This window comes from Desulfatitalea alkaliphila (genome assembly GCF_022968795.1).
GTDB classification, from domain to species: domain Bacteria; phylum Desulfobacterota; class Desulfobacteria; order Desulfobacterales; family Desulfosarcinaceae; genus Desulfatitalea; species Desulfatitalea alkaliphila.
This window is the reverse complement of the sequence record NZ_JALJRB010000026.1, coordinates 26,945-49,176: the sequence shown is the minus strand read 5'-3', so window position 1 is coordinate 49,176 and position 22,232 is coordinate 26,945. Positions and strand designations below refer to the sequence as shown.

Sequence of the window (22,232 nt, the reverse complement as noted above, 5' to 3'; positions counted from 1 at the left end):
ACCTCTGAAAAATCGCAACTTTGCAATCATTTGCTTTAATATGAACCATTTATCCCGTTTTTTTGCTTGAGTTTTACGGTACAATATGGAATGAACGCCAAGATAAGGCGAATTGTGATCAAGGGAGACTGCCCGGAGCATCTCAACAGCCCCCCGATCCGTCACCCGCACCAGGCCACGTCGCGAAGAAAGCGCAATGGATAAAAAAATTCAAAATCTCAGTGCGTTGTTTGCCCTGATGGGATCCGATCCAGCGTACAACATGCGCACCATCGTCCAACAGCTCAACCCTCTGATCGATTGCGCATGCGCCTTTTATGCCCAACTGGCGGACGAAAAGGAATGGCTCGCCGCCTGGTCCGGCGAAGACCGGCCGGCCGATTTCCCGCCCGCCACCGCCCCTGCGGGGCGCCTGCTGCAGGACTGCATTCTCCGGGCCGACCGCCAACCGACCCATCTGCCCGACATCGCCCAAAGCCCTTACCTGGAAAGCGATCCCTATTTGGTGCGTTGGGGGCTCAAAACCTTCCTCGGCAGGCCTGTCACCTGCGATGGTCACGCCATCGGGGTGCTGTGCATCGCCGACACGCGTCAACGCCCCTTCACGGAAACGCAGCAGGAGATTCTCGCCATCCTGGCCAAGCTCCTTTCCATAGAGGAGGAACGACGCCGAACGGCCCGCAGCCTGCGCGGCAGCGAGGCGCAATGCCGGCAACAAAACACGATGTTGCACCTGATCACCGACAACGTGCCGGACCTGATCTGGGCCAAGGACCGCCAGGGCCGCTACCTGTTCGCCAACCAGCCCCTGTGCGACACCCTGCTCAAATGTGAACGACCGGAAGCGGTCATCGGCAAGACCGATGCCGCCTTTTTCGAAAACGAACGCCGGCTGGGCCACCGCCACACCTTCCCGGAGCAAGGTGACGATTCCGATGCCCTGACCTTGCAACGGAAGGTGGCGGGGCGCTTTCTCGAGCAGGGGTTGGTCCGGGGCGAATACCTTGCCCTGGACATTCACAAAGCACCGTTCTGGGACGATCAGGGCAATCTGTGCGGCACGGTGGGATGCGGACGGGACGTCACCCACGAGCAACGCACGGAAAAAGCACTGCAAGAGAGTGAGCGGCGCTACCGCGAACTGTATCACAACACGCCTGTCATGCTCTACTCCCTCGACAAAGCGGATCGCATTACGGATGCCAGCAATTTATGGCTGGAAACCATGGGTTACACCCGGGAGGAGGTCATCGGCCGGTCCGCTCTGGACTATTTCGCCCCCGAAAGCCGTAAGGACGCGGTTGAAATCTTCATGCCGGAATTCTACCGCACCGGCCGCATGAAAAACCGCTCTTTCGATTTTTGCACCAAGGACGGCACGGTCAAGCAGGTGCAGCTCAGCGCCATCGCCCAACGGGATGCAGAGGGCCGCTACGCCGGCGCATTGGCTTTCGTGGTGGACCTCAGTCAGACCAAGGCCTCCGAACTGGAGCAGCGCCGCTTGTCGGCCCGCCTGCAGCAAGCTCAGAAGATGGAAGCCATCGCCACCTTGGCGGGCGGCATCGCCCACCAGTTCAACAATGCCCTGGCGGTGATCCTGGGGAACCTCGAACTGATCCAAATGGACGGTTTGGCCGACCAGAAAATCAAGCGCTTCGTGGATCCCATCAGCCAGGCCGGCCAGAAGATGGTGCATTTGACCAGTCAATTGCTGGCCTATGCCCGCGGCGGCAAGTTCCAGACCCAGGTCGTTCCCTCACATACTTTCGTGCAAGAAGCCCTTGGGCTGGTCAGCCACAGCATCGCCTCCCAAGTGGAAGTGCAAACCGATCTGGACCCCGACGCCGCCGCCATCGAGGTGGACGCCACCCAGATGCAGATGCTTCTTGCGGCCATCCTTTCCAACGCCTCCGAAGCCATGGACCACAAAGGCGCCGTACATATCGCCCTGCGCAATGTGACCGTGACCCCCGAAGAGTGCCTCCACCATCAAGGGCTGACTCCCGGCCCGCGGGTATTGCTGCGCATCGCCGACGACGGCAAGGGGATGGACGAAACCACCCGTGCACGGATCTTCGAGCCCTTCTACACAACCAAGTTCCAGGGGCGCGGCCTGGGCATGGCGGCGGTTTACGGCATCGTCAAAAAGCATGGCGGTTATGTGGCCGTGGCTTCGGAACCGGGCCAGGGCACAACCGTCTCCATCTTCCTGCCCCGGGCCGAACCTTTGCCCGAGGTCGCCGCCCTGCGCCCCCCGAGTCCGACCCGGCGTTCCGGCACCGCCTTGATCGTGGAAGACGAGCAACTGGTGATGGAAGTCAACCGCGCCATCGTGGAAAAACTGGGCTATGAAGTGCTTGAAGCCAAATCGGGCACGGAGGCCCTGGCGGTGGCTCGCGACCACGCCGCGACCATTGACTTCGCCCTGCTGGATGTGATCCTGCCGGACATGAGCGGCAACCAGATCTATCCCAAATTGATGGCCATGATCCCCAACCTCAAGGTGATCGTCTGCAGCGGTTACACCCTCGACGGCCCCGCCCGCGAAATCCTCAATGCCGGTGCGGAAAGTTTTCTGCCCAAACCGTTCACCGTCGCCGCGCTGGCCAATACGCTGGATCGCATTATGGCGAACGGGAACGAAAAGCCGGACAACACACCTGCCTGATAGAAACGCCGTACCCCCAAAGAAATCCGCTGATAACCATAGCACGACCCTTTCGATATAGGAGGTTCCGCCGCCAGTTTTAGGGAATCCCCGATTGTGCCCCTCGGCCCACACTGATAGGTTGAACACCACGATGGCTTGGTGGACGAAGGAAAGCATCTCGCATTAGAAACACAAGGTTTGACATCCTCATCCATATCCATGGACAACCACGGCGTCGCTTCCGTCAACGGACAATCACAGTAAAATTCCAGCAAGCGCCGCCGACGCAACAACTATCCCGATGTCGCCTGTTCAACGCAAATTTGCTCGACACTGTCGGCCGCCAAAGGCCGGGTGATCGGATGCACGCGATACAAGGTGCTCTTTGTAAGCCACCCAGGCACAGCACATCACATCAACGACCATGAAAAGGGGGGATGCGATGATTGCCAGATGATCCAATCTCAAGATGTAGGCAGAAAAAGATCGGTTTTCAGTATGAAACCCAACCACGGCTTCAAAAAGAGAGGGCATTATGAAAGCGAAAACCACATCACGTTTCTTGTCGACCGGGCTCACCTTGTTTTTGACATTGGTGCTGCTGGCGGCCTGGGGGTGTGTGCCCACCGACCCCACCGGGCCCGATCCGGATTACGACACGTTCAAAGCCGGTCCGTACCGCACCACCCAAGATCTGCGCTCCGGCCCGTCCGGCGACAGCGGTCTGTTCCACCCCACCGGTTCCGGAACGGACAACAAAAAATTCCCAATCTTTCTGTGGGGTTGCGGCGCCGCCTCCGGCCCCCGGAACTACACGGATCACATGAACCGGATCGCCTCCCACGGCTTCGTGGTCGTGGCGGAAGTCTCTTCCAACTCCGGCACCGAACTGACCCGTGCACTGGACTGGCTGATCTCTGAAAACGACAACCCGCGCAGCCCGCTTTACCAGAAACTGGACATCACCGGCGAATCCGGTGGCGACAACGGCAATGGCGGCACCGGCTGCGATTCGGTCTCTCCCCCCACCACCGGCGGCACCCTTGCGGTCAACGTGGCGGCCGGCGGACACTCCCGCGGCTCCATCGGCACCTTTGCCATCGCCGACGACCCCCGTCTGAAAACCACCATCCATGTGGCCGGCGGATCCTTCGACGGCAGGGGATCGCGCAGCCTGCGCAACCCGACCATCTACATCGCCGGAGAAAACGACAGCATGGCCACCTCCAATGTGGAGCGGGACTACCGTGCCACCACGGTGCCCGTTTTCATGACGGTTATGAGCGGCGTGGACCACATGCAGGCGGCCAGGGAGGGCCTCCCCGCCATCATCGCCTGGCTGCGCTGGCACCTGATGGACGAAACCGAGCGCCAGGCGGATTTCTTTGATCGCAATGGCGTTTTCAACACCGGCAAGTGGGATTCCAAGTACAAAAACTGGTAGCCGTCGGCCGCCATGGTGGGACGCTCATGTCGGGTGCCCGCCGTATCACGCATCACCAGTGTAAACCAACCTTCAGAAGGAAAAAGGAGCTTCAAATGTTCAAATTGAGAAACGTGCTACCCATGCTCGGCATTTTGGCCTTACTCTTCACTTTCACCGCTTGCGAGACCGGCTCCGGCGGCAACACCTACGACATCAGCGGCACCGCGGCCGGCAGCGGCATCGGTTCGGCCCGCGTCTTCGTGCCCGCGGGCACCAATGTCACCGGCGCCGTCACCGTATCGGGCGGCTTCACCAATCGCAAAGAGCAGTTCTACTGGCTGGCGGAACGCCTGCAGGCCGGCGGCATCATCGCCATGGCCATCAGCGCCTCCAACAACTCCTCCATCTCCGGCTACGAGCGGGCCCACACCACCGGCGTGTCGCTGCTGGCCAGCGAAAACAACAACAGCCGCAGCGCCATCAACGGCCGGGTCGGCAAGCGCGGCATCATGGGCTTCTCCATGGGCGGCGGCGCAGTGATCAACCTGGGCACCTTGTCCGGCGTCGAGGCGGTCGTGGCCATGGCGCCCTACCGTCCCAACACCCCCAGCCGCAACCACAACGCGGCCACCATGATCCTCACCGGCACCAGCGACACCACGGCGCCGGCCCGCATGGGGGAAGGGGCCTACGACCGGCTGCCCTCCAGCACCCCGCGGCTGTATGCCAGCCTGAACCGCACCAGCCACATGTACTGGATGAGCAACAGCCGTCCGGGCAGCGAAGCCGATTTCATCGTGGCCTGGGCCCAATACTACCTCAACGGCGACCAAGCGGCTTACAATGTCTTCTCCCGCGGCGCGGGCAGCGGCATGACCGACTACAAGTTCAACCCGGGCAGCGACGGCGACAACGGCAACGGCGACGATCCCAACACCGGTTGCGATTGATCCATATCGCAATACGGTCGACGAACCGACGGTAAGCGGTCCGTCGACCGCACACAACGCATAACCTCCCAGGGGGAGAAGGTCCACGGGCCTTCTCCCCCTTTTCACTTGATATAGGAGGTTCCCCCGCCAGTATTAGGGAATCCCTGATTGTGCCCCTCGGTCCTCGCTGATAATTTGAACACCATGATGGTTTGGCGAACGAAGGAAGGCTTCAAGTATTCGGGACACAAGAGTCGACATCCTCATCCATGAACAGCCATGGCGTCGCTTCCTTCAGCAGTCGATCCCAGAGTGGAAGTCTCTTCGAACACAACCTGGGCGTGAAAATAAACGATCACGAAAAAAGGGGGGATGAAACGACTGCTCGATGATGCAATCCCAACTGGTAATCGCACGGCGCAGGTGGCCGCCCGACAGGCGGGCCGCTGTACTGCGTTCACAACAGACCGTATTGAGTGATGCACGATGAGAAAGGAACTTCCAATGTTAAAATTGAAAAATGCACTGTCCCTGTTCGCAATTCTGGCCGTGATCTTCGCGTTTGCCGCCTGTGACACCGACACCGGCGGCAACACTTACGACATCAGCGGCACCGCCGCCGGCAGCGGCATCGGTTCGGCCCGCGTGTTCGTGCCCGCGGGCACCAATGTCACCGGCGCCGTCACCGTGTCAGGCGGTTTCACCAACAACAAAGAGCAGTTCTACTGGCTGGCGCAACGCCTGCAGGCCGGCGGCATCATCGCCATGGCCATCAGCGCCTCCAACAACTCCTCCATCTCCGGCTATGAAAGAGCCCACACCACCGGCGTGTCGCTGCTGGCCAGCGAGAACAACAACAGCCGCAGCGCCATCAACGGCCGGGTCGGCAAGCGCGGCATCATGGGTTTCTCCATGGGCGGCGGCGCGGTGATCAACCTGGGCACCTTGTCCGGCGTCGAGGCGGTCGTGGCCATGGCGCCCTACCGTCCCAACACCCCCAGCCGCAACCACAACGCAGCCACCATGATCCTCACCGGCACCAGCGACACCACGGCGCCGGCCCGCATGGGGGAAGGGGCTTACAACAGCCTGCCCTCCAGCACCCCGCGGCTGTATGCCAGCCTGAGGAGCACCAGCCACATGTACTGGATGAACAACAGCCGACCGGGCAGCGAGGCCGACTTCATCGTGGCCTGGGCCCAACACTACCTCAACGGCGACCAAGCGGCTTACAATGTCTTCTCCCGCGGCGCCGGCAGCGGCATGACCGACTACAAGTTCAACCCGGGCAGCGACGGCGGCAACGGTGACGATCCCAATGCCGGATGCGATTGATCCATCGCGCAAGGCGGTCGACAAAAGGATGGTAACCGTTCCTTTGATCGCAAAGCATGCATGACATCCCAGGGGGAGAAGGTCTGCGGGCCTCCTCCCCCTTTTCAACTGACCACCACCGGGCACAAGGAGAAGAAAATGCATAGACGACAGGGCATGGCATTCGGGAACTGCCAACGAATTCGATACACGCTCCTTCTGTTTTTGACGTTGGCCTTGATCATCGGTTGCAGCAGCAGCAACAAGGATGACCCGGTGGGCGACGGCCCGACCCACAGCGGCATTTTCATCGACAGCCCCGTCGAGGGGCTGACCTACGAGACCGCCACCCGCAGCGGCACAACGGATGCCGCCGGCACCTTTCACTACAACGGCCGTCAGACCGTGACCTTCTCCGTCGGCGGCGTGGTGTTGGGCACGGCCGCCGGGGCCGAGGTGGTCACGCCGGTGGATCTGGTGCCCGGCGGCAGCACGGATCACCCGGCGGTCATCAACATCGCCCGCTTGCTGCAAACCCTGGATGCCGACGGGGACAACAACAACGGTATCCAGATCACGGCGCAGATCCATGATGCCGTGGCGGCGCATGCGCGGAACCTTCTCTTCGATCAACCCGCCGCCGACTTCGCCGCCGATGCGGCCGTCACGGCGCTGTTGGCCGACCTGAACGCGGCCGGCGTCTTCACCGATCTCGATCCCCGCGACCGGGCGCTGAAGCCGGCCGACCAGGCCAGGGATCACCTGACGGCCAGTATGGCGGATCGGATCATCGTGCAAACGGCCCAAGGCGCGCTGAGCGGTTTTGCGGCCGGCGACAGCGCCTGGCAATGGCTCGGCGTGCCCTACGCGCAACCCCCCGTGGGTGATCTGCGCTGGCGGCCGCCCCAGCCGCCGACGACCTGGGAGGGTGTCCGCGATGCCGTCTCCTGGGGCGATCAGGCGGCCCAGAGCCCGAATTACGAGGCCTTCGGGCTCGGCGGCATGAGCGAAGATTGCCTCTACTTGAACATCACCGCGCCCCGTGACGGTGAAAACCTGCCGGTCATGGTCTATTTCCACGGCGGCGGGTTCACCATTTTAACCGGCAACACCAAGGCCTTCAACAACCCGCTCTCCCTGCCCACCAAGGGGATTGTGCTGGTCACCGTCAATCATCGCCTGGGGCCTTTCGGCTATCTCGCCCATCCCGATCTTTCCGCGGAATCGGGATACGGCGGCTCGGGCAACTATGGCCAGATGGACCTGGTGGCCGCACTGGAATGGATTCAGGAGAACATCGCGGCCTTCGGCGGCGATCCCGACAACGTGACCATCTTCGGCGAATCGGGCGGCGGCGGCAAAGTGCAGCACCTGCTGGCAAGCCCCCACGCAGCCGGCCTGTTCCACAAGGCCATCTTACAAAGCGGCATGTTCACATCGGAAACCATCCCTTTGGCCACGGCGGAGCAAGGCGGCGTGGCCCTGGCCCAGGCCTTGACGGTGGACGGCGCGGCGGATGTGCCGGCGGCCATGCGGGCCGTACCATGGCAGGATATCGTGGCGGCGGCACCCGGCTGGACGGTGGCGGCCCCCAATGTGGACCATTGGCATCTGCCGGACACCGTGCGCAACATCTTCGAGGCGGGCGAACACAACGACGTGCCGGTCATCTCGGGCATGAACCGCGCCGACCTGCCGACGCTGATCGACACCATGATCGAGGAGATGCCCATCTGGGCCGACAATTTTGAATCCAACGTGTACGCTTACCTGTTCGACCATGTGATGACCGGCTGGGCGGCGCAAGGCGGGGTGGCCTACCACGGCATCGAACTGGTCTATGTGTTCAACTATCCGACCAGCGCCTACACCCATCATGCCCTGGGCCTTTCCGGTCTGCCGGCCGGCGCGCCGCCGCCCCTGGGTTGGGGCGCCGCGGACATGGCCGTGGTGGACGACATGATGACCATGTGGGCCAACTTCGCCAGGACCGGCGACCCGAGCATTGCAAGCAAAATCGATTGGACTCCCTATACCGCCGCCACGGAAAACTATCTGGAGATCAGCCAGGGCGGCGACCTGGCAATCCAAGCGGGCCTCGAGGATGCCTTTCCGCTGACAGGCGAGCTCATCGGCAACACCGTGTCCGGCCTCACCTACACCTCACCCGGCCTGATCCCCCGCCGTACCGACGCCTCGGGGGCATTTCAGTACCTGCGCGGCGCAACGGTGACCTTCAGCGTCGGCGACCTGACATTGGGATCGGCGACCGGCGCCGCGGCGCTCACCCTGCCGGATCTGGTGCCCGGCGGCACCACGGATCACCAGGCGGTCATCAACATCGCCCGCTTGCTGCAGACCCTGGATGCCGACGGCGACAATAACAACGGCATTCAGATCACGGCGGGCATCCATGACGCCGTCGCGGCTCAGAACCGGGACCTTCTCTTCGATCAACCCGCCGCCGAATTCGCCGCTGATGCGGCCGTCACAGCGTTGATGGCCGATCTGAATGGCGCCGGGGTCTTCACCGATCTCGATCCCCGCGACAGGCGGCTGAAAGCCGCCGACCAGGCCAAAGACCAGCTGGTCGCCGGCCTCGCCGATCGCATCGAGGTGGAGACCGCCCAGGGAATGTTGCGCGGTTATGGTCCCAACGGCGACACCTGGCAGTGGCTCGGCATCCCCTACGCGCAACCGCCCGTGGGCGATCTGCGTTGGCGGCCGCCCCAACCGCCGGTGGCTTGGAGCGGCGTGCGCGAAGCGCTGGCCTGGGGCAACCAGGCGGCCCAAAATCCGGCTTATGAAGCCTTCGGCCTGGGCGGCATGGGCGAAGATTGCCTCTACCTCAATGTCACCGCGCCCCGCGGCGGCGACGACCTGCCGGTCATGGTGTGGTTCCACGGCGGCGGTTTCAGCATCCTGACGGGCAACACCAAGGCCTTCAACAACCCGCTCTCCCTGCCCACCAAGGATGTGGTGCTGGTGACCGTCAACCACCGGCTGGGTCCTTTCGGTTACCTCGCCCATCCCGATCTTTCCGCCGAATCGGACTACGGCGGTTCGGGCAACTACGGCCAAATGGACCTGATCGCTGCCCTGGAGTGGGTCCAGGCGAACATCGCCGCCTTCGGCGGCAATCCGGGCAATGTGACCCTCTTCGGCGAATCGGGCGGCGGCGGCAAAGTGCAGCACCTGCTGCCTTCTCCACTGGCCGCCGGCCTGTTTCATAAAGCCATCATCCAATCGGGCATGTACCCGCGCCAAACCACCGCCCTGGCCGCTGCCGAAGCCCAGGGCGAAGAGCTGGCGGTCATACTGGGCGTGGACGGTGAAGCGGATCCTGTGGCGGCCATGCGGGCCCTGAGCTGGATGGAAGTGGATGCCGCCATGACCCAACTGGTCGAACGTACCGCGGTAGTACCCAACGTGGACGGCCACTATCTGCCCGACACCATCGAAAACATCTTCACGGCCGGCACCCACAACGACGTGCCGCTGATCTCGGGCATGAACAAGGAGGACATGCCCCACGGCATCGCCCTGCTGATTTCGGAAATGCCCTGGATGGCCGACCTGTTCGATTCGGACATTTATGTCTACCTGTTCGACCACGTGCCCCAAGGGTGGCGCGATGAAGGCGTGGGCGCCTACCACGGCATCGAGCTGGTCTATCTGTTCAACTATGTCCCGAGCCTCTACGTGCACCACGCCATGGGGCTGACCGGTCTGCCTGCTGGAGAACCGGCGCCGCCGACCGGATGGGGCGCCGCCGATGTGCAAGTGGTTGACAGCCTGATGTCCATGTGGGCGCAATTCGCTCTCACCGGCGATCCCAGCCTGCCGGGCGTGGCCTGGACGCCGCACACCAGCGCCGTTCGCGAATATCTCGAAATGGGACAGGGCGGCACGCTGGCGATGGAAGATGGTTTGGAAAATGCCTTCGACTAAACCCCGAACATAAAACGTGTTACTTCTCGAGGGTGTGCCACCGTACGGCGGCACACCCTTCGATTGCCCCCTGAATCGAGGTGTTGGAACAACGCCGCAGCCCCTTGGAGCAGCAACCATGTCCCTCAACAAGCGAATTGTTTGGTTTTCCGTCTGTCTGGTGCTTTTGTCCGCCTTGCTGTTCAGCGCATGGTGGTTTCTGCAGCACAAAGAAAACGTCGACCCTTCGGAACCGGTGGCCCTGGTCAACGGCGCTCCCATCGCCCTGAAGACGCTGGAACGGGAAATGCGAAAAGTACGGGACGATCATGCCATGCAGGGGCTTTTCCCGGAGGGAGAGCAACTCGACGCGTTGCGCCGGGAAACCCTCGACCGTTTGATCGAAACGGAGTTGTTATGGCAGCACAGCACCCGGGAGGGCATCGTCGTCACTGACGAGGCGGTGGCGACTGAATTGGAAGAGATGAAACGGCAGCACATCAACGAAGTGATATTCGCAGGTGTGCTGAAAAGTGCGGGCATGACCGAAACGGAGGTATTGCCGCTGATCCGCAAGGATCTGACGATCCAGGCCTGGGTGGAACGGGAAATCGCCGGCACCATCACCGTCTCGCCCGAGGAGAAGCGATCCTTTTATCAAGAAAACGCCCACCACTTCGAGATACCGGAACAGGTCAGGGCCAACCAGATCTGCGTCTACGTGGATGCGGATGCGGATGGGACCGACGCCAACATGGAAGCGGCCCGTGCCGCCATCGAAGCCCTGCGACAGCGAATCCTGGCGGGTGAGCCCTTCGCCGAGGTGGCCGAAGAGGCCTCCCACTGCGGTGGCCTGGACAGCGGCGGCGACCTGGGATTCATTACCCGGGGCACCATGGAAGAAGTCATTGAAGAAGCGGCCTTCGCCACCGAGGTGAACGCGCTGAGCCCCATCGTGCAGAGCTCCCGCGGCTTTCATCTACTCGAGGTGACCGATCGGCAACCGGCCCGGGTCATGCCTTTCGATGAGGTCGAAGAACATGTCGCCGCGCATTTGCGGAACCGGAAAATCCATGAGGCCGTGGCGGCCCGGCTGGTGCAACTGCGGGCGGAAGCCGACATCCAGATACAACCCTCGGCGGTCCCGGCCGATTCCTAACGACCCGCCCGAAAGTGAGGGGCGCCGCGGAAGCGGCACCCCTGCAACAGCCGCAAATCCGCGATCCAAGCCGACCCCGCAACACCAAACAAGGAGGGCGCGGGAATGGAACGGGCAAATTGCATCCCGCTCGCTAGGCGGTGCGCCAAAGGGCTTTTACGCCCTTGATCGCTATGTAGAGAAAACCGATGGGCAACAAGACAGTCTGAATGATGAACAGGGCGATCAGATCGACGATGGTGCCGATGGCGCCGGCAATTTTCTCCTGCAGCAGCTTGGCGTTCTCCCGCAGCTGCAGCATGCTTTTACCGCCGGCCAGCAAGCTCTCGTGCCACTTGCGATCCGTCTCCTCTTCGTCGGCCGGCATCAGCTCGACGGCGGACTGCTCGATGCGCACCAGGGCCTCGGTCTTGGTCTGAATCGGTTCGTTCAGAAAAACCCGCTCCACCGCCCCGCTGGCCACGGCCACGAAAGGCAGCGCGAAGCGGACCAGCAACAGCATCAACACCACCCGCGCCAGCAGGCCGCGCTGCCTTGCGCCGAACACACCGCGGTCCCCCACCAGCAGCCACAGCAGCAGCAAGGCCAACGGCACGGCGATGACCACCTTGGCCACCCACCACCCGGAAAAGGAGAGCAACAACTTTTGCATGGCCAGAGAGACCGTGGCCATCAACATCACCGTGGAAAACTGCTCCACCAAATCGTTGAGCGGGTCGAGCACCTGGCCCGGCGCGGCCGACAACCCGACGCCTGCCGGGGCGGCGGCCACCTCCACATGTTGGATGACGGAGATGATGCCGTTCAACACCCGCGCCACGGCAAATGTGGCCGCCGCACTTTTCAAAGCCTGATCGAAGTACGCCTCTCCGGCACGATCGCCATAGGCGGTGAAATTGAGCACCAACAAAACAGCCAGTGCGGCGATCAAAAGCGTACGCCCCAAATCGTGTCCTCCTATCCGGACAAGATCGTTCTCATGGGCATGGGGTCGGTGGCATACAACACCGCCCGCTCCAGGGCCTGCACGCGGTGGGCGTGGGCCTTCAGGTAACCGGGATCACTGGCCATTTGCAGAAAAGCCCGGCGCGAAGGATATTCAACCAGCATCACGGCATCCCAGGTCTGATCGCCGCCGACCAATTCATTGGCTTTGCCGCTGTAGATCACCTTGGCGCCGACCCCCGCCACATAAGGATTGGCTTCTTGAACATAGCGCAAATAGGCCTCGCGCCCCCCGCTCTCTTTGAATTTCAACAGATTGAGCATGACAAAGGGGCCCTCGTCGGAATTGTCGGCCAGCGCCTGGAACTGCTCCTCGTTGGTTGAGATGTCGCCCATCGTTTCTCCTCCAAGCATAGATGAAAAGCGTCCGTCCGGAAACCGTTAATTGCGCATCGCCACCCCCTCACCTTTTTATAACTCGGTGAAGCCGAGCTACCCGCTGTTTCCGAACGGACATCGAGAATGTCGTCAAGCCGTAGGGCTCTTGAAAAAGCGATTCATCAGGTCGGCCACCTCCTCGGGCAGCTCTTCCTGGATGAAATGGCCGGCCTTACGTTTCTCGACCTGGATCGAATCGAAACAATCCTCCAGGTGAAGCAGGTTTTCCGCAACGATGGTGATCTCCTCCAAGCCGTATATGTAAAGGGTCGGCATGGTAAAGCGTTGGCCGGCCATGGAGGCCCAACGCTGGGCGTCCATGGCCATGGCCCGGTAGTAGGATGCGCCCGTGGCGGGCGTGTTTTCGATGGCGTAGCAACGAACATATTCAGCAATATTCGCCGCGGGGATGATGCCGTCCTTTCCCTTCTTACCGAAGAAATAGGAGACCCACACCGCTTCGTTGCCCTTGATCATGGCCTCCGGCAAATGGGGCTGCATTTGAAAATATTGATACCAGTAGGGCATAAAACGCATGGCGGCCAATGCCTTACCTGCTTCCTGTGCGCCGGCGGCGTTGGTGATGACGGGAATATTCATGATCACCATTTGCTTGACCCGGTCAGGTACCAGCAGGGCGATCTCCTGCGCCACGATGCCGCCCCAGTCGTGGCCCACCAGGAAAAAAGCGTCGATGGCCAGGTCATCGAGGATCGCGATGATATCACGGGCCAGTTCCACTTTCTGATAGGCTTCCAGATTCAAGGTGCGCTCGCTGTCGCCCAGACCGCGCAAATCGGGCGCGATGATGCGCAACGCCGGGTCCATATGCGCGGCCACCCCCTCCCAACAATAACTGCTTTCCGGCCAACCGTGCAGCATCACCACCGGAAAACCGTCCGACGCACCCCCTTCACGGATGTTGAAACTTCCGCGGGCAATGTCGATCCGCCTCGTTTTCATAACCACCTTCCTTTCATAGGGTTTATGAATCGATCACGTCGTTTTATGCATAGCGCTTTGGAAAGCCCTCAATGATCTGCCGGGCCTCGCTCACCATCTGCTCCACCAGCTCCTTGACGGTGGGCATGTCGTTGATGCGCTGGGCGCACTCGCCGCCGGCGTAAAGGGCGCGGCTTTCGTCCCCTTCGAAGGTGGCATCGATGCCCTTCTTCTCGAACTCGATCAGTTCGCGCGCGCCCTCGCTCATGCCGTCATCCGGGGTTCCCATGAAAACGCCCGGCGCCTTCTTCAGCGTGTTTTCCATGTGCTGTACACTGGCCGGCGTTTTGATCCAGCGCGCCGGTCCCACGAAGCCCCTGGCCACCAGGGTGCCCCGATCGCCGGCTTTAACGATCCCCTGTTTCCACAGATCGGCGAAATCGCTCTCCTGGGTGGCCAGAAAGCGGGTGCCCATCTGGGCGCCGGCCGCACCCATGGCCAGGGCGGCCACCAGGGTCTTGCCGTCGCAGAAGCCGCCGGCCCCGGCCACCGGAATGCCGTGGGGCGCCATGGCCTCGACCACCGCCGGCAGCAGAATCATGCTGTGCACCGGCTCCCACGAGGTGTGGAAGCCACCCTCGTGCCCCGAAGCCACGATCAGATCCACGCCGGCCTTGCGGCACCGCTCGGCGCCTTTGACCGACGGCACCACATGCAGCCACTTGAAGCCGGCCCCCTTGATCTTGTCTCCCCAGCCCATGGGATCGCCGGCGGAGGTGAAAATCACCTTGAAGCGTTCTTGCATCTCCGGGTTTTCCTTGCGGGCCTCGATGGCCGTGTTGATGATCATCTCGGCAATCGGCTTGAGTTCCGCCGACACCATCACATTGATACCGAAAATGCCGCCGCTCTCCTTGGTGTTTTCGAAGGTTTGCTGGAAAATCTTGCGAAAGATCACCTCCGGCGAATCATCGGGGGAAGCACCGCCGGTTTCGGCAAAATGCTTGTAGATGCCGGGCTGGTCCTTCTTGGTGGTGATGCCGCTGGTGGACAACAGACCCAGGATACCGGCATTGGCGGTGGCGATGCACAGTTTGTTGTTGCTGAACGGGCCCATACCGGCCTGGATGATGGGGTATTTGATCCCGAGCAATTGGCAAAGCGGTGTGTTCAACATGGTCGTGTCTCCTTTGGTCGATGATGTGGGTCCATGAATTCAAAAGTGTATTACACGGTGTTAACCTGTGGCTTTGGCGGGTGCAGCCAACGCCCTTTTTACACAAAGAAGAGGCACTCTTGTCAAATAAAAAAAAGGTGCTATACAACGGCCATCAATTTGTCATATATTTGTTTTTTAACGGTTTTTGCGCAGAACAACAACCGGGTTGTTCCATTTGAAGCCTCGCAACGGGTCGTAATTGCAAGCAGAATATTTACAGACGCAACAATTTACTTTATAGTTTCACTTTATAATCTTCACTTTACAACGCACTGCAGGCGCACGATCCCAGCGGAACCGTGCCCGCCCACCAGCGACGGAACGTTGCGACGCGGCACTTCAGCCGCCCTGCCCGTCAGGGCGCCCATTCAGGAAAGCAATCGATGAAAATCGGCGAACTGGAAAAGACAACCGGCATTCCGCGCTCGACCATCCACCACTATGTCAACTGCGGTCTGTTGCACCGCCCTGTCAAATCGGGACAGACCACGGCCGAATATGACCAGCAGCACATTCAGCGCCTGGCGACCATCCAAAAAATCAAGCTGGACTATCTGAAAACAGCCAAAACCAGCCGCGTACCCCTGGACCACATCAAGCACAAACTCACCGAGCTTTACTCCCTGATCAAACCCCCCGCCGCCGCCGTTGCAGCGCCACCAAGCAACGGTCATAGAAATGCGGCAATTCGCGAGAAAATCATCGAAGCCACCCTGAAACTTTACGCCAACAGGGGATATTATCTGACCAATATCCGGGAGATCACCAACGCGGTCGGCATCTCGGCCCCCACCTTCTATCGCTATTTCCGAGACAAACGCGAGCTGTTCGTCGAAACCATCGAATACGTGGTCAAGAACTTCAAAAAAGAGATCCGCGCATCACTCAAGAACGAAAAGGACCTCACCCGCAGATCCAAGACCATGTTCGAAACCTTTTATGCCCATTATGCCAAAATCGGTGAAATTCTCAATCAATTGCGCTCGGGGGTCATCATCGGCGATCCATGGGCCAAGGACCGTTTGTCACGCCTGTACCGGGAAATGATGGAGAATTTGATCAAAGAGCTCACAAGGGCCATCCAAAACGGCATCATTCAACCGGTGGACCCGGTGCTGCTGGCCTATTTCAACCTGGCCATCAACGAAGCGGCCATCCACCTGACCACCATGGAAGACACTTACGACATCGACGATGCCATGTGCTTTGTGGGCGATATGCTCAACAATGCCTTTCTGACGGACAAGGGCAAGGAAATTTTCAATATTTTCTACAAATCGACCGGAAAACCGGAAGGATGAAGGAGCCCGTTCGGCCATGGCGCAACGGACCGCCGTTCACTGTAAAAAGGGAAAAAAGGGACGTTCCATTTACTGGATCAACCCATGATCAGAACGGTTACCTGGCTGGGTGCCAGGCACACGCCGGGACAGTTCATGGACAGGCCGTTGTGTCCGGTCATGCTGGTCATGCGCTGGGCGGGCATGCCCTGCTTGAGCACGGTCAGGCTGCCGAGGATGAATTCGGTGGGGCCCATCACCACGCCCGAGGCCACCCCCATATTGACCCCGGCATTGTCGCCGTTGCTGATATAGACTTCGGACATCTGATTGTGGGACGGCATGCCGTCGGTCAGCACGGTGAGCGCCGTGGTGGTGGGAACGGTGGTCACGCCGGTGGAGATGTTGGGATAGGGGATGGGCACCGGGCCCGCGGGGGTCGGCGTCAGGCACACATCGGGAAACCCCATCATCGTGCCGCCCATCATGGTCAATTGAAACATTTTCACTCCTTATGTGCGATGCATCATCCCAGATGGATTTGCTCGGCATCGATCTTCACATGCCCTTCGGCCAGGTGCACGCTGTTGCCGGTCTGCACCGTCAGCGTGCCTTCGACCAACTGGCGGGCCGAAGCGGCCTGGGTTTCATCGTGCTCGCGGACATAGCGCAAGCACGACGTCATGCGCTGCACCCAATTTTTGACAAAACTGTCCACGCTGCGGGCCACGGTCCGGATGCGGACGATGTTGGCGCTGAGGGCGTTGCCGGTGAAATTGGTTTCGGCCAGACCGATCTCGGCCCGACCCGCGTGGACATTCAGTTCCCCCGCGGCCAGAGAGAGGTGTGCCGGTGAGGCCAGGTCCATCCCGTGTTCGGCACTCAGGGTCAGGTCGCCGCCGGTCACCGTCAGCCGGGTCGGTCCGGTCAGGGACAGCCGGTTTTCCGTCAGCGCGTCCGGACGCGCCAAAACGGCCAGCACATAGGCGCGGCCGAAACGGTCCACGGATACCAGCACCTGGTCCCCCGGCGCGGGGGCCAGCAGGCAGCTGACGGCCTTGCGGGCCTGCATTTGGCCGGTTGGGGTCTGCACCACGAGCGCAGCGCCGTTGACGGATGCCACGGCGGCATAGGTCAGCGCCAACTCCGGGGATTCGATCTTTTTTTGGACGGCTTGGGGCATCGGTGTCTCCTTATGGGTCTGTCGGGCGGCCTGAATTTTACGATGGCGCCCACTGTTCGGCTTCGTCCAGATCGGGGTCGGTATTCAGCGCCGAATCGCGGTTGGCGCCGTCCCAGATGGTGTGATCCTCCCGCGCGCGGTGCATTTTGGCACGGTAGAGTGCCGCATGGGAGAAATCGGCGGCCTGCAAATCGGCATGCGAAAAGTCACAATAGGCGCACTGCGCGTGGCTGAACACGGCACCGGCGCAGACGCTCCTGGCCATCAGACTCTGTTCCAGCCGCGCGCGGGTGAAGTCGGTCCCGTCCAGGCGGGCCGCTTCGAAGTTGGCATTGTTGCATACGGCATCGGCAAAGGTGGCGCCGCGCAGATCCGCTTCCATGAAGACGGCGCCGAATCCGTTCATCGCGCTGAAATCGGCCCCTGCCAGGGCGGCTCCCATGAAATTGGAGCGGTTGACATCCGCCCCGGAGAAATTGGCGCCGGTTAAATCCGCCCCGCCGGCCTGCACACAGGAGAAGGTGCCGCCTGAAAAATCCTGGTGGGCCAGGGCGCAGTCCCGCAGAAAGGTCTTGTGCAGCGTGGCGCGGCTGAGATCGGCGCCGCTCAGATCGGCCTTGAAAAAGACGGCCCGGGTCAGGTCCGCGCCGGTCAGATCGGCTTCTTTGAGCGATGCCTGGAAGAGCACGGTCCGGAACAGGCGCGCCCGGCCCATGCGCGACCGGTCCAGCACGGCGTTGTCCAGCACGGCACGGGTCAGGTCCGCGCCGGTCAGATCGGCTTCCACCAGCCTGGCGCCGGTGAGCACGGCCTTTTCCAGTTTGGCGCCGCTCAGATTGACACCGCTCAGGTCCATGTTCATCCACAACACCTGGGTCAGGTCCGCGTTGCTCATGTTCGCGCCTTGCAGCACACACCCCTTGAAACCGGTGCGGCGAATCACCGCACCGCGGAAATCGGCGCCGCCCAGCACGCATTTTTCAAAGCGCGCCCCGGAAAGATCCAGGCCGGTCAGGTCCGCGCCGGTCAGGTCCTGGTTTTCGATGGTGTCGTCGCGGGCAATGGCCGCGGCCAGTTCATTGCGGGTCATCGAGCAGCGCCTCGCGGTTGTGCAGAAGGGTCATTTTCAGGTTGGCCGCCTCGAAACGGGTCCGGCCCACCTCGGCCCGGTACATCTCCACGCCATACAGGTTGGTCCTAGACAGATCGGCGTTGACCAGCCGGGCTTTGCGCAGGGAGCCCATGAAAAGATTTGCCCTGGAGAGGTCGGCACCGTCCAGGTTGGTGCGGTGCAAGAAGGTGCGCTGGGCCTGCACGCCGGACAGGTCGGCGCGGGACAGGTTGCAGTTGCGCAAATAGGCGCGCTGGATTTTGGCCCCCTTGAAATCTGCGCTGGAAAGATCGGCGTCGATCAGGGAGGCGTGCGACAGATCGGCAGCGCTGAAATCGCCATGGGTGACCGAGGCGGTCCCGCCGAAACGGGCGTTGTCCAGGTTGGCCGCTTGAAACCCGGCCCCGTCCGCCCGGACGTCCCAGAAGATGGCTTTGCCGAGATCGGTGCCGGAAAATCGGGTATTTTCGGTCGTCGCTTTCAAAAAGACCGCCTTGGCGGCATCCGCGTTGCTGAAGTCCGCGCCGGTCAGGTCCGCGCCCATGAAATAGCCTTTGGCGGCCTTGGCGCCGGTGAGCGTGGCGCCGGTGAGATTGGCCCCTTCCAGCAGGGCCTGCTCCAGGATGCTGCCGGAGAGATCGGCCCGGGACAGGTCGGCCGCCTTGAGCAGCGCCTTGCTGAAATCCGTGCGGCCCATAGCGGCACCGGCAAAAACCGCCTTGCCCAGCAGGGCCTGCACCGCCTTGCCGTTGCGAAACGAGGCCCCGGTAAAGTCGGCGCCGTCGGCGATGGTGCCGCTGAGGTCCGCGCCATCCAGATTGGATTGCGTGAAAAGGGTCTTTTGCATGCGGGCACCGCGCAGGTCCGCGCCGGACAGATCCAAGCCGGACAAATCCAGGCCGCTCAGGTTCTTGCCTTTGAGCGAGATGTGGTCGGCGTGACGCGCAATCACCGTTTCGCGGGTCAGCTTTTCGGTATCCGCCGGGTCGACATGAAAGGGCGCAAGCAGCTCCCTGGCCCACTCCGGAAAGACGAACCCGGCGCCGGCGTCGACCCGCTTGGCCTGCCCGGCGGCCCATTGGGCTTTGGACGCTGCCAGCACCCCGCTCATCTTGGCTTCCTGGGCGTCGAGGGCGGCGGCCCGCTCGGGCGTCAACTGCCCGGCCGTTGCCAGGGTATTGCGGATATGGGCATACTTGGCGGGCAAATCCAGGCCGGCCATGAAGCCTTCAGGCGGTTTTTCCGGGAAAGCGGGCTTGAAACACGCTTGGGGATCGATGCCGTGCTTTTGCAGTCCATCCTTGGTCATTTGGGCCCTGGCCTGTTCGATGGCGGCCTCCATTTTACGCGGCAGCGACTGTTGCAACGCTTCGCTCTTTTCCAGCATGGGGGCCATCTTCTGCATCATGCCGTCGTGGTGGGCCTGATACAGCCCCATGGCATCCACCGTCGGCAGAGCGATGCCGCCGACCACCCCCGCCTTCCCGGCCCGCAAAGGACTGTCGTCAGGCACAAAGGGCGCTTGATCCGGACCCAGCGCCGCAACAATCCACTGCTCGAGCGCCACCCCCTTTTGATGGGCATCGAGTATGGCCGATTGCGCCGGCAGGGCGAGGGGTTCGGCTTGGGGATATACCGCGCGCCACGGGGCGAACGCTTTTTCAACGGCAATTGGATCCCGGTCGTAGATCACGATCAGCAATCGACCGGTCTCTTGCAGCAGGGCGGCCGTCTGCTTGTCCGGCGCTGTTTGCGGATCGGCCAGCGCCACCGCCCCGACAAAATCGCCGGCCGCCTGCTCGACCAGCCAGGCTTCCAGCGGGTCGGCCACCTGCACCACGGCTTTGCCCGGGGCCAGGCCGGCGCTAAAGGGGGTCGCCTGGGAACCGGGCACGGTGATGTCGTCCGCACCGCTTTCCAGGGGACCGCGGCGCACATCCAGGCGGGTGATGTGCGCGCCTTCATGGGCCACCAATACCAGCCCGGCCGGAAGGGTCACGGGAGGTGCCGGATCCAGACCCCACGCTTCGGGGACAAACGACCACTCCCGGGGCATGACGGCCAGCATGGCCCGTTTCAGGGTCACGGGCCGCAGCCCGAGCCCACGCAGCGCGGCCATGCGTTCATGGTCCAGGGAGAGGTCGCAGCGCCCCTGGCGCACCATTTCCAGGGCCTGTTCGTGCCATGGCGCTTTGTCCGGAGGTGTCATCTGCGCTTGCACACGGGGGATGAACGATTGGGTGGCCGGCCGGTCCAGGGATTTGAGCACCTTGTCCCGCATCCCCGCCTTGGCGGACTTGGCTTTTTGGGTCAAGGCGTCGGCGGCAGCCATCCGGCGGTGGATGGTTTCCTTGAGTTGTTCGAACTTGTCCCTGGCCCGGGACAACGGGGCCAGGTCGATCCGGACCATGTGTCCGAACTTATCCTTCACATCCGCCAACTGCTTCTCGGCGTCCAGCATACGGGTCCCGGATTGATCGAGCAGCGCCAGGCATTGGGCCGCGGCATTCCGGGGCGCAAGACCCGCATTGGGCACATCGCCCTTGGCCACCGCCAGGCTGTGGGCCAGGGCTTTGGGGATATCTTCGACCTGCTTGAGGTCCAGGGCGGCCTGGGCCAAGGCCGCGTCCAACTGGGACATGTCCACCTGCACGCTGCGGTCCAGGCGCTTGTTCAAAGCCTCGAGGTGATGGGCAAGAGTTTTGGGGGCCTCGTCCGGAGATTCGGTGACCAGATAGAGCTGCTTGACGTCCACGGCCTCCTCTTCGGCCACCGGCAGCACGCACCTGTACACTGCGATGCCCCGCAGGGCGTGGGGAAACAGCCAGACCGTGTCCAGTTGCGTGCGACCCTCGCGAAACATCAGCCCCCGTGCCGGGTCGCGCGGATCATTGAACTGGTTGACGAAAACCCGCTGGCGCAAACGGGGCAGGCAGGCGCTGACCACCTGGCGCTCCGGGTGCATGTTGATCAGTTCCACCGCTTCCCCGCCCTGGAAAAAGGTATCCTGCTGCTGGTCCTCGGGGGCGGTATTGAAAAAGGTCCAGTTCATGTCCTCCGGAAAATAGGGCCAGTGGGTTTGAAACCATTGTTGATCGTAGGTGCCGACCTTGGCGCGGCGCTGCGGCCAACTCTGGTCGATGGGCATGAATCCGCCCGGCGCGGGCCGGTCGCCGGGTGCGCCGATGAGCCGGGCCGGGTCTTCCACGGCGGGCAGTTCATGGCGGGTTGCGCCGGATGCCGTCGTCCCGGGCACAGCCCCCCGGCCCAGTGGGTTGAGCGGGAAATCGGGCCCGCCAAAGGCGTTCGGCCAATCGATGTCGATGGCCGTGAAGGGTTGCGGGTCGGTGATGGCCCATCCCGCCACGCCCCGCTGCCAGAACCGCGGGCCGAAGACATCGAGCTTTTTCGATATCCGGCCGACGCGCAAAGCGACCTGCCCGACCGGCCGCGGTACGCCTCCGGGCGCGAAGCATCGGGATTTGAGCAGCACTTCGGCCCGCGCCTTGGGCATGGCCGCATCCAGAACGGCATTGTCGCCCAGCGCCAGGGGAACGAAGCGCCACATCTCCTGTTCGGAAAGCGGCGTATCGGGGGCATCCAGGTCGAAAAAAGTCAACACCGAGACCACCAGGTGGGATTGGCCCCGGATGGAGAAGTAATTGAGCAGGATGCCGTGGGTAAGCTCTTTGACGACCTTCAC

General features: G+C 61.9%; 15 protein-coding genes. 7 read left to right on the top strand and 8 right to left on the bottom strand.

Features of this window, described 5'->3' with window-relative positions:
* The first annotated feature begins 196 nt into the window (after positions 1-196).
* From MRX98_RS17895 to MRX98_RS17870, 6 genes are all read left to right on the top strand, one after another.
* Positions 197-2,668 (top strand): hybrid sensor histidine kinase/response regulator, encoded by a 2,472-nt coding sequence (locus MRX98_RS17895; RefSeq protein ID WP_246913254.1) that lies wholly within the window; start codon positions 197-199, stop codon positions 2,666-2,668.
* Between the two features lie 517 nt (positions 2,669-3,185).
* The gene (locus MRX98_RS17890) at positions 3,186-4,094 is read left to right on the top strand and encodes an alpha/beta hydrolase family protein (protein ID WP_246913252.1); all 909 of its coding nucleotides are present in this window, start codon (positions 3,186-3,188) and stop codon (positions 4,092-4,094) included.
* A gap of 95 nt (positions 4,095-4,189) precedes the next feature.
* The gene (locus MRX98_RS17885; RefSeq protein WP_246913250.1) at positions 4,190-5,026 is read left to right on the top strand and encodes a poly(ethylene terephthalate) hydrolase family protein; all 837 of its coding nucleotides are present in this window, start codon (positions 4,190-4,192) and stop codon (positions 5,024-5,026) included.
* A gap of 486 nt (positions 5,027-5,512) precedes the next feature.
* Positions 5,513-6,343 (top strand): poly(ethylene terephthalate) hydrolase family protein, encoded by an 831-nt coding sequence (locus tag MRX98_RS17880; protein WP_246913249.1) that lies wholly within the window; start codon positions 5,513-5,515, stop codon positions 6,341-6,343.
* 138 nt (positions 6,344-6,481) lie between these two features.
* The gene (locus tag MRX98_RS17875) at positions 6,482-10,273 is read left to right on the top strand and encodes a carboxylesterase/lipase family protein (RefSeq protein ID WP_246913247.1); all 3,792 of its coding nucleotides are present in this window, start codon (positions 6,482-6,484) and stop codon (positions 10,271-10,273) included.
* 118 nt (positions 10,274-10,391) lie between these two features.
* A complete protein-coding gene (locus MRX98_RS17870; RefSeq protein ID WP_246913245.1) occupies positions 10,392-11,411 on the top strand; it encodes a peptidylprolyl isomerase in 1,020 nt (339 codons plus the stop codon).
* Between the two features lie 133 nt (positions 11,412-11,544).
* On the opposite strand, the gene MRX98_RS17865 is transcribed toward MRX98_RS17870, so the two are convergent.
* The 4 genes from MRX98_RS17865 to MRX98_RS17850 all read right to left on the bottom strand — a co-directional run bounded on the left by MRX98_RS17865 (position 11,545) and on the right by MRX98_RS17850 (position 14,913).
* Positions 11,545-12,357 (bottom strand): magnesium transporter CorA family protein, encoded by an 813-nt coding sequence (locus MRX98_RS17865; protein ID WP_246913238.1) that lies wholly within the window; start codon positions 12,355-12,357, stop codon positions 11,545-11,547.
* Positions 12,358-12,368: 11 nt separating this feature from the next.
* A complete protein-coding gene (locus MRX98_RS17860) occupies positions 12,369-12,752 on the bottom strand; it encodes a DUF1330 domain-containing protein (protein WP_246913236.1) in 384 nt (127 codons plus the stop codon).
* A 132-nt stretch (positions 12,753-12,884) separates the two neighbouring features.
* Positions 12,885-13,757 (bottom strand): alpha/beta fold hydrolase, encoded by an 873-nt coding sequence (locus MRX98_RS17855; RefSeq protein ID WP_246913234.1) that lies wholly within the window; start codon positions 13,755-13,757, stop codon positions 12,885-12,887.
* A gap of 43 nt (positions 13,758-13,800) precedes the next feature.
* Positions 13,801-14,913 (bottom strand): NAD(P)H-dependent flavin oxidoreductase, encoded by a 1,113-nt coding sequence (locus MRX98_RS17850; protein WP_246913232.1) that lies wholly within the window; start codon positions 14,911-14,913, stop codon positions 13,801-13,803.
* Between the two features lie 425 nt (positions 14,914-15,338).
* Between MRX98_RS17850 and MRX98_RS17845 the strand changes: the two genes are divergently transcribed.
* A complete protein-coding gene (locus tag MRX98_RS17845) occupies positions 15,339-16,256 on the top strand; it encodes a TetR family transcriptional regulator (RefSeq protein WP_246913230.1) in 918 nt (305 codons plus the stop codon).
* Positions 16,257-16,333: 77 nt separating this feature from the next.
* Here MRX98_RS17845 and MRX98_RS17840 read toward each other — a convergent pair whose 3' ends face one another.
* From MRX98_RS17840 to MRX98_RS17825, 4 genes are read right to left on the bottom strand one after another with little or no spacing between them, the layout of a single operon-like run.
* The gene (locus MRX98_RS17840; protein WP_246913229.1) at positions 16,334-16,738 is read right to left on the bottom strand and encodes a DUF4150 domain-containing protein; all 405 of its coding nucleotides are present in this window, start codon (positions 16,736-16,738) and stop codon (positions 16,334-16,336) included.
* A gap of 23 nt (positions 16,739-16,761) precedes the next feature.
* The gene (locus tag MRX98_RS17835) at positions 16,762-17,418 is read right to left on the bottom strand and encodes a DUF3540 domain-containing protein (RefSeq protein WP_246913227.1); all 657 of its coding nucleotides are present in this window, start codon (positions 17,416-17,418) and stop codon (positions 16,762-16,764) included.
* A gap of 37 nt (positions 17,419-17,455) precedes the next feature.
* Complete coding sequence (locus MRX98_RS17830) at positions 17,456-18,508, bottom strand: pentapeptide repeat-containing protein (protein ID WP_246913225.1); 1,053 nt, start codon at positions 18,506-18,508, stop codon at positions 17,456-17,458.
* Entirely contained in the window at positions 18,495-22,232 is a 3,738-nt protein-coding gene (locus MRX98_RS17825) for a DUF2169 family type VI secretion system accessory protein (RefSeq protein ID WP_246913224.1), read from the bottom strand. The genes MRX98_RS17830 and MRX98_RS17825 overlap by 14 nt, the downstream gene beginning before the upstream one ends.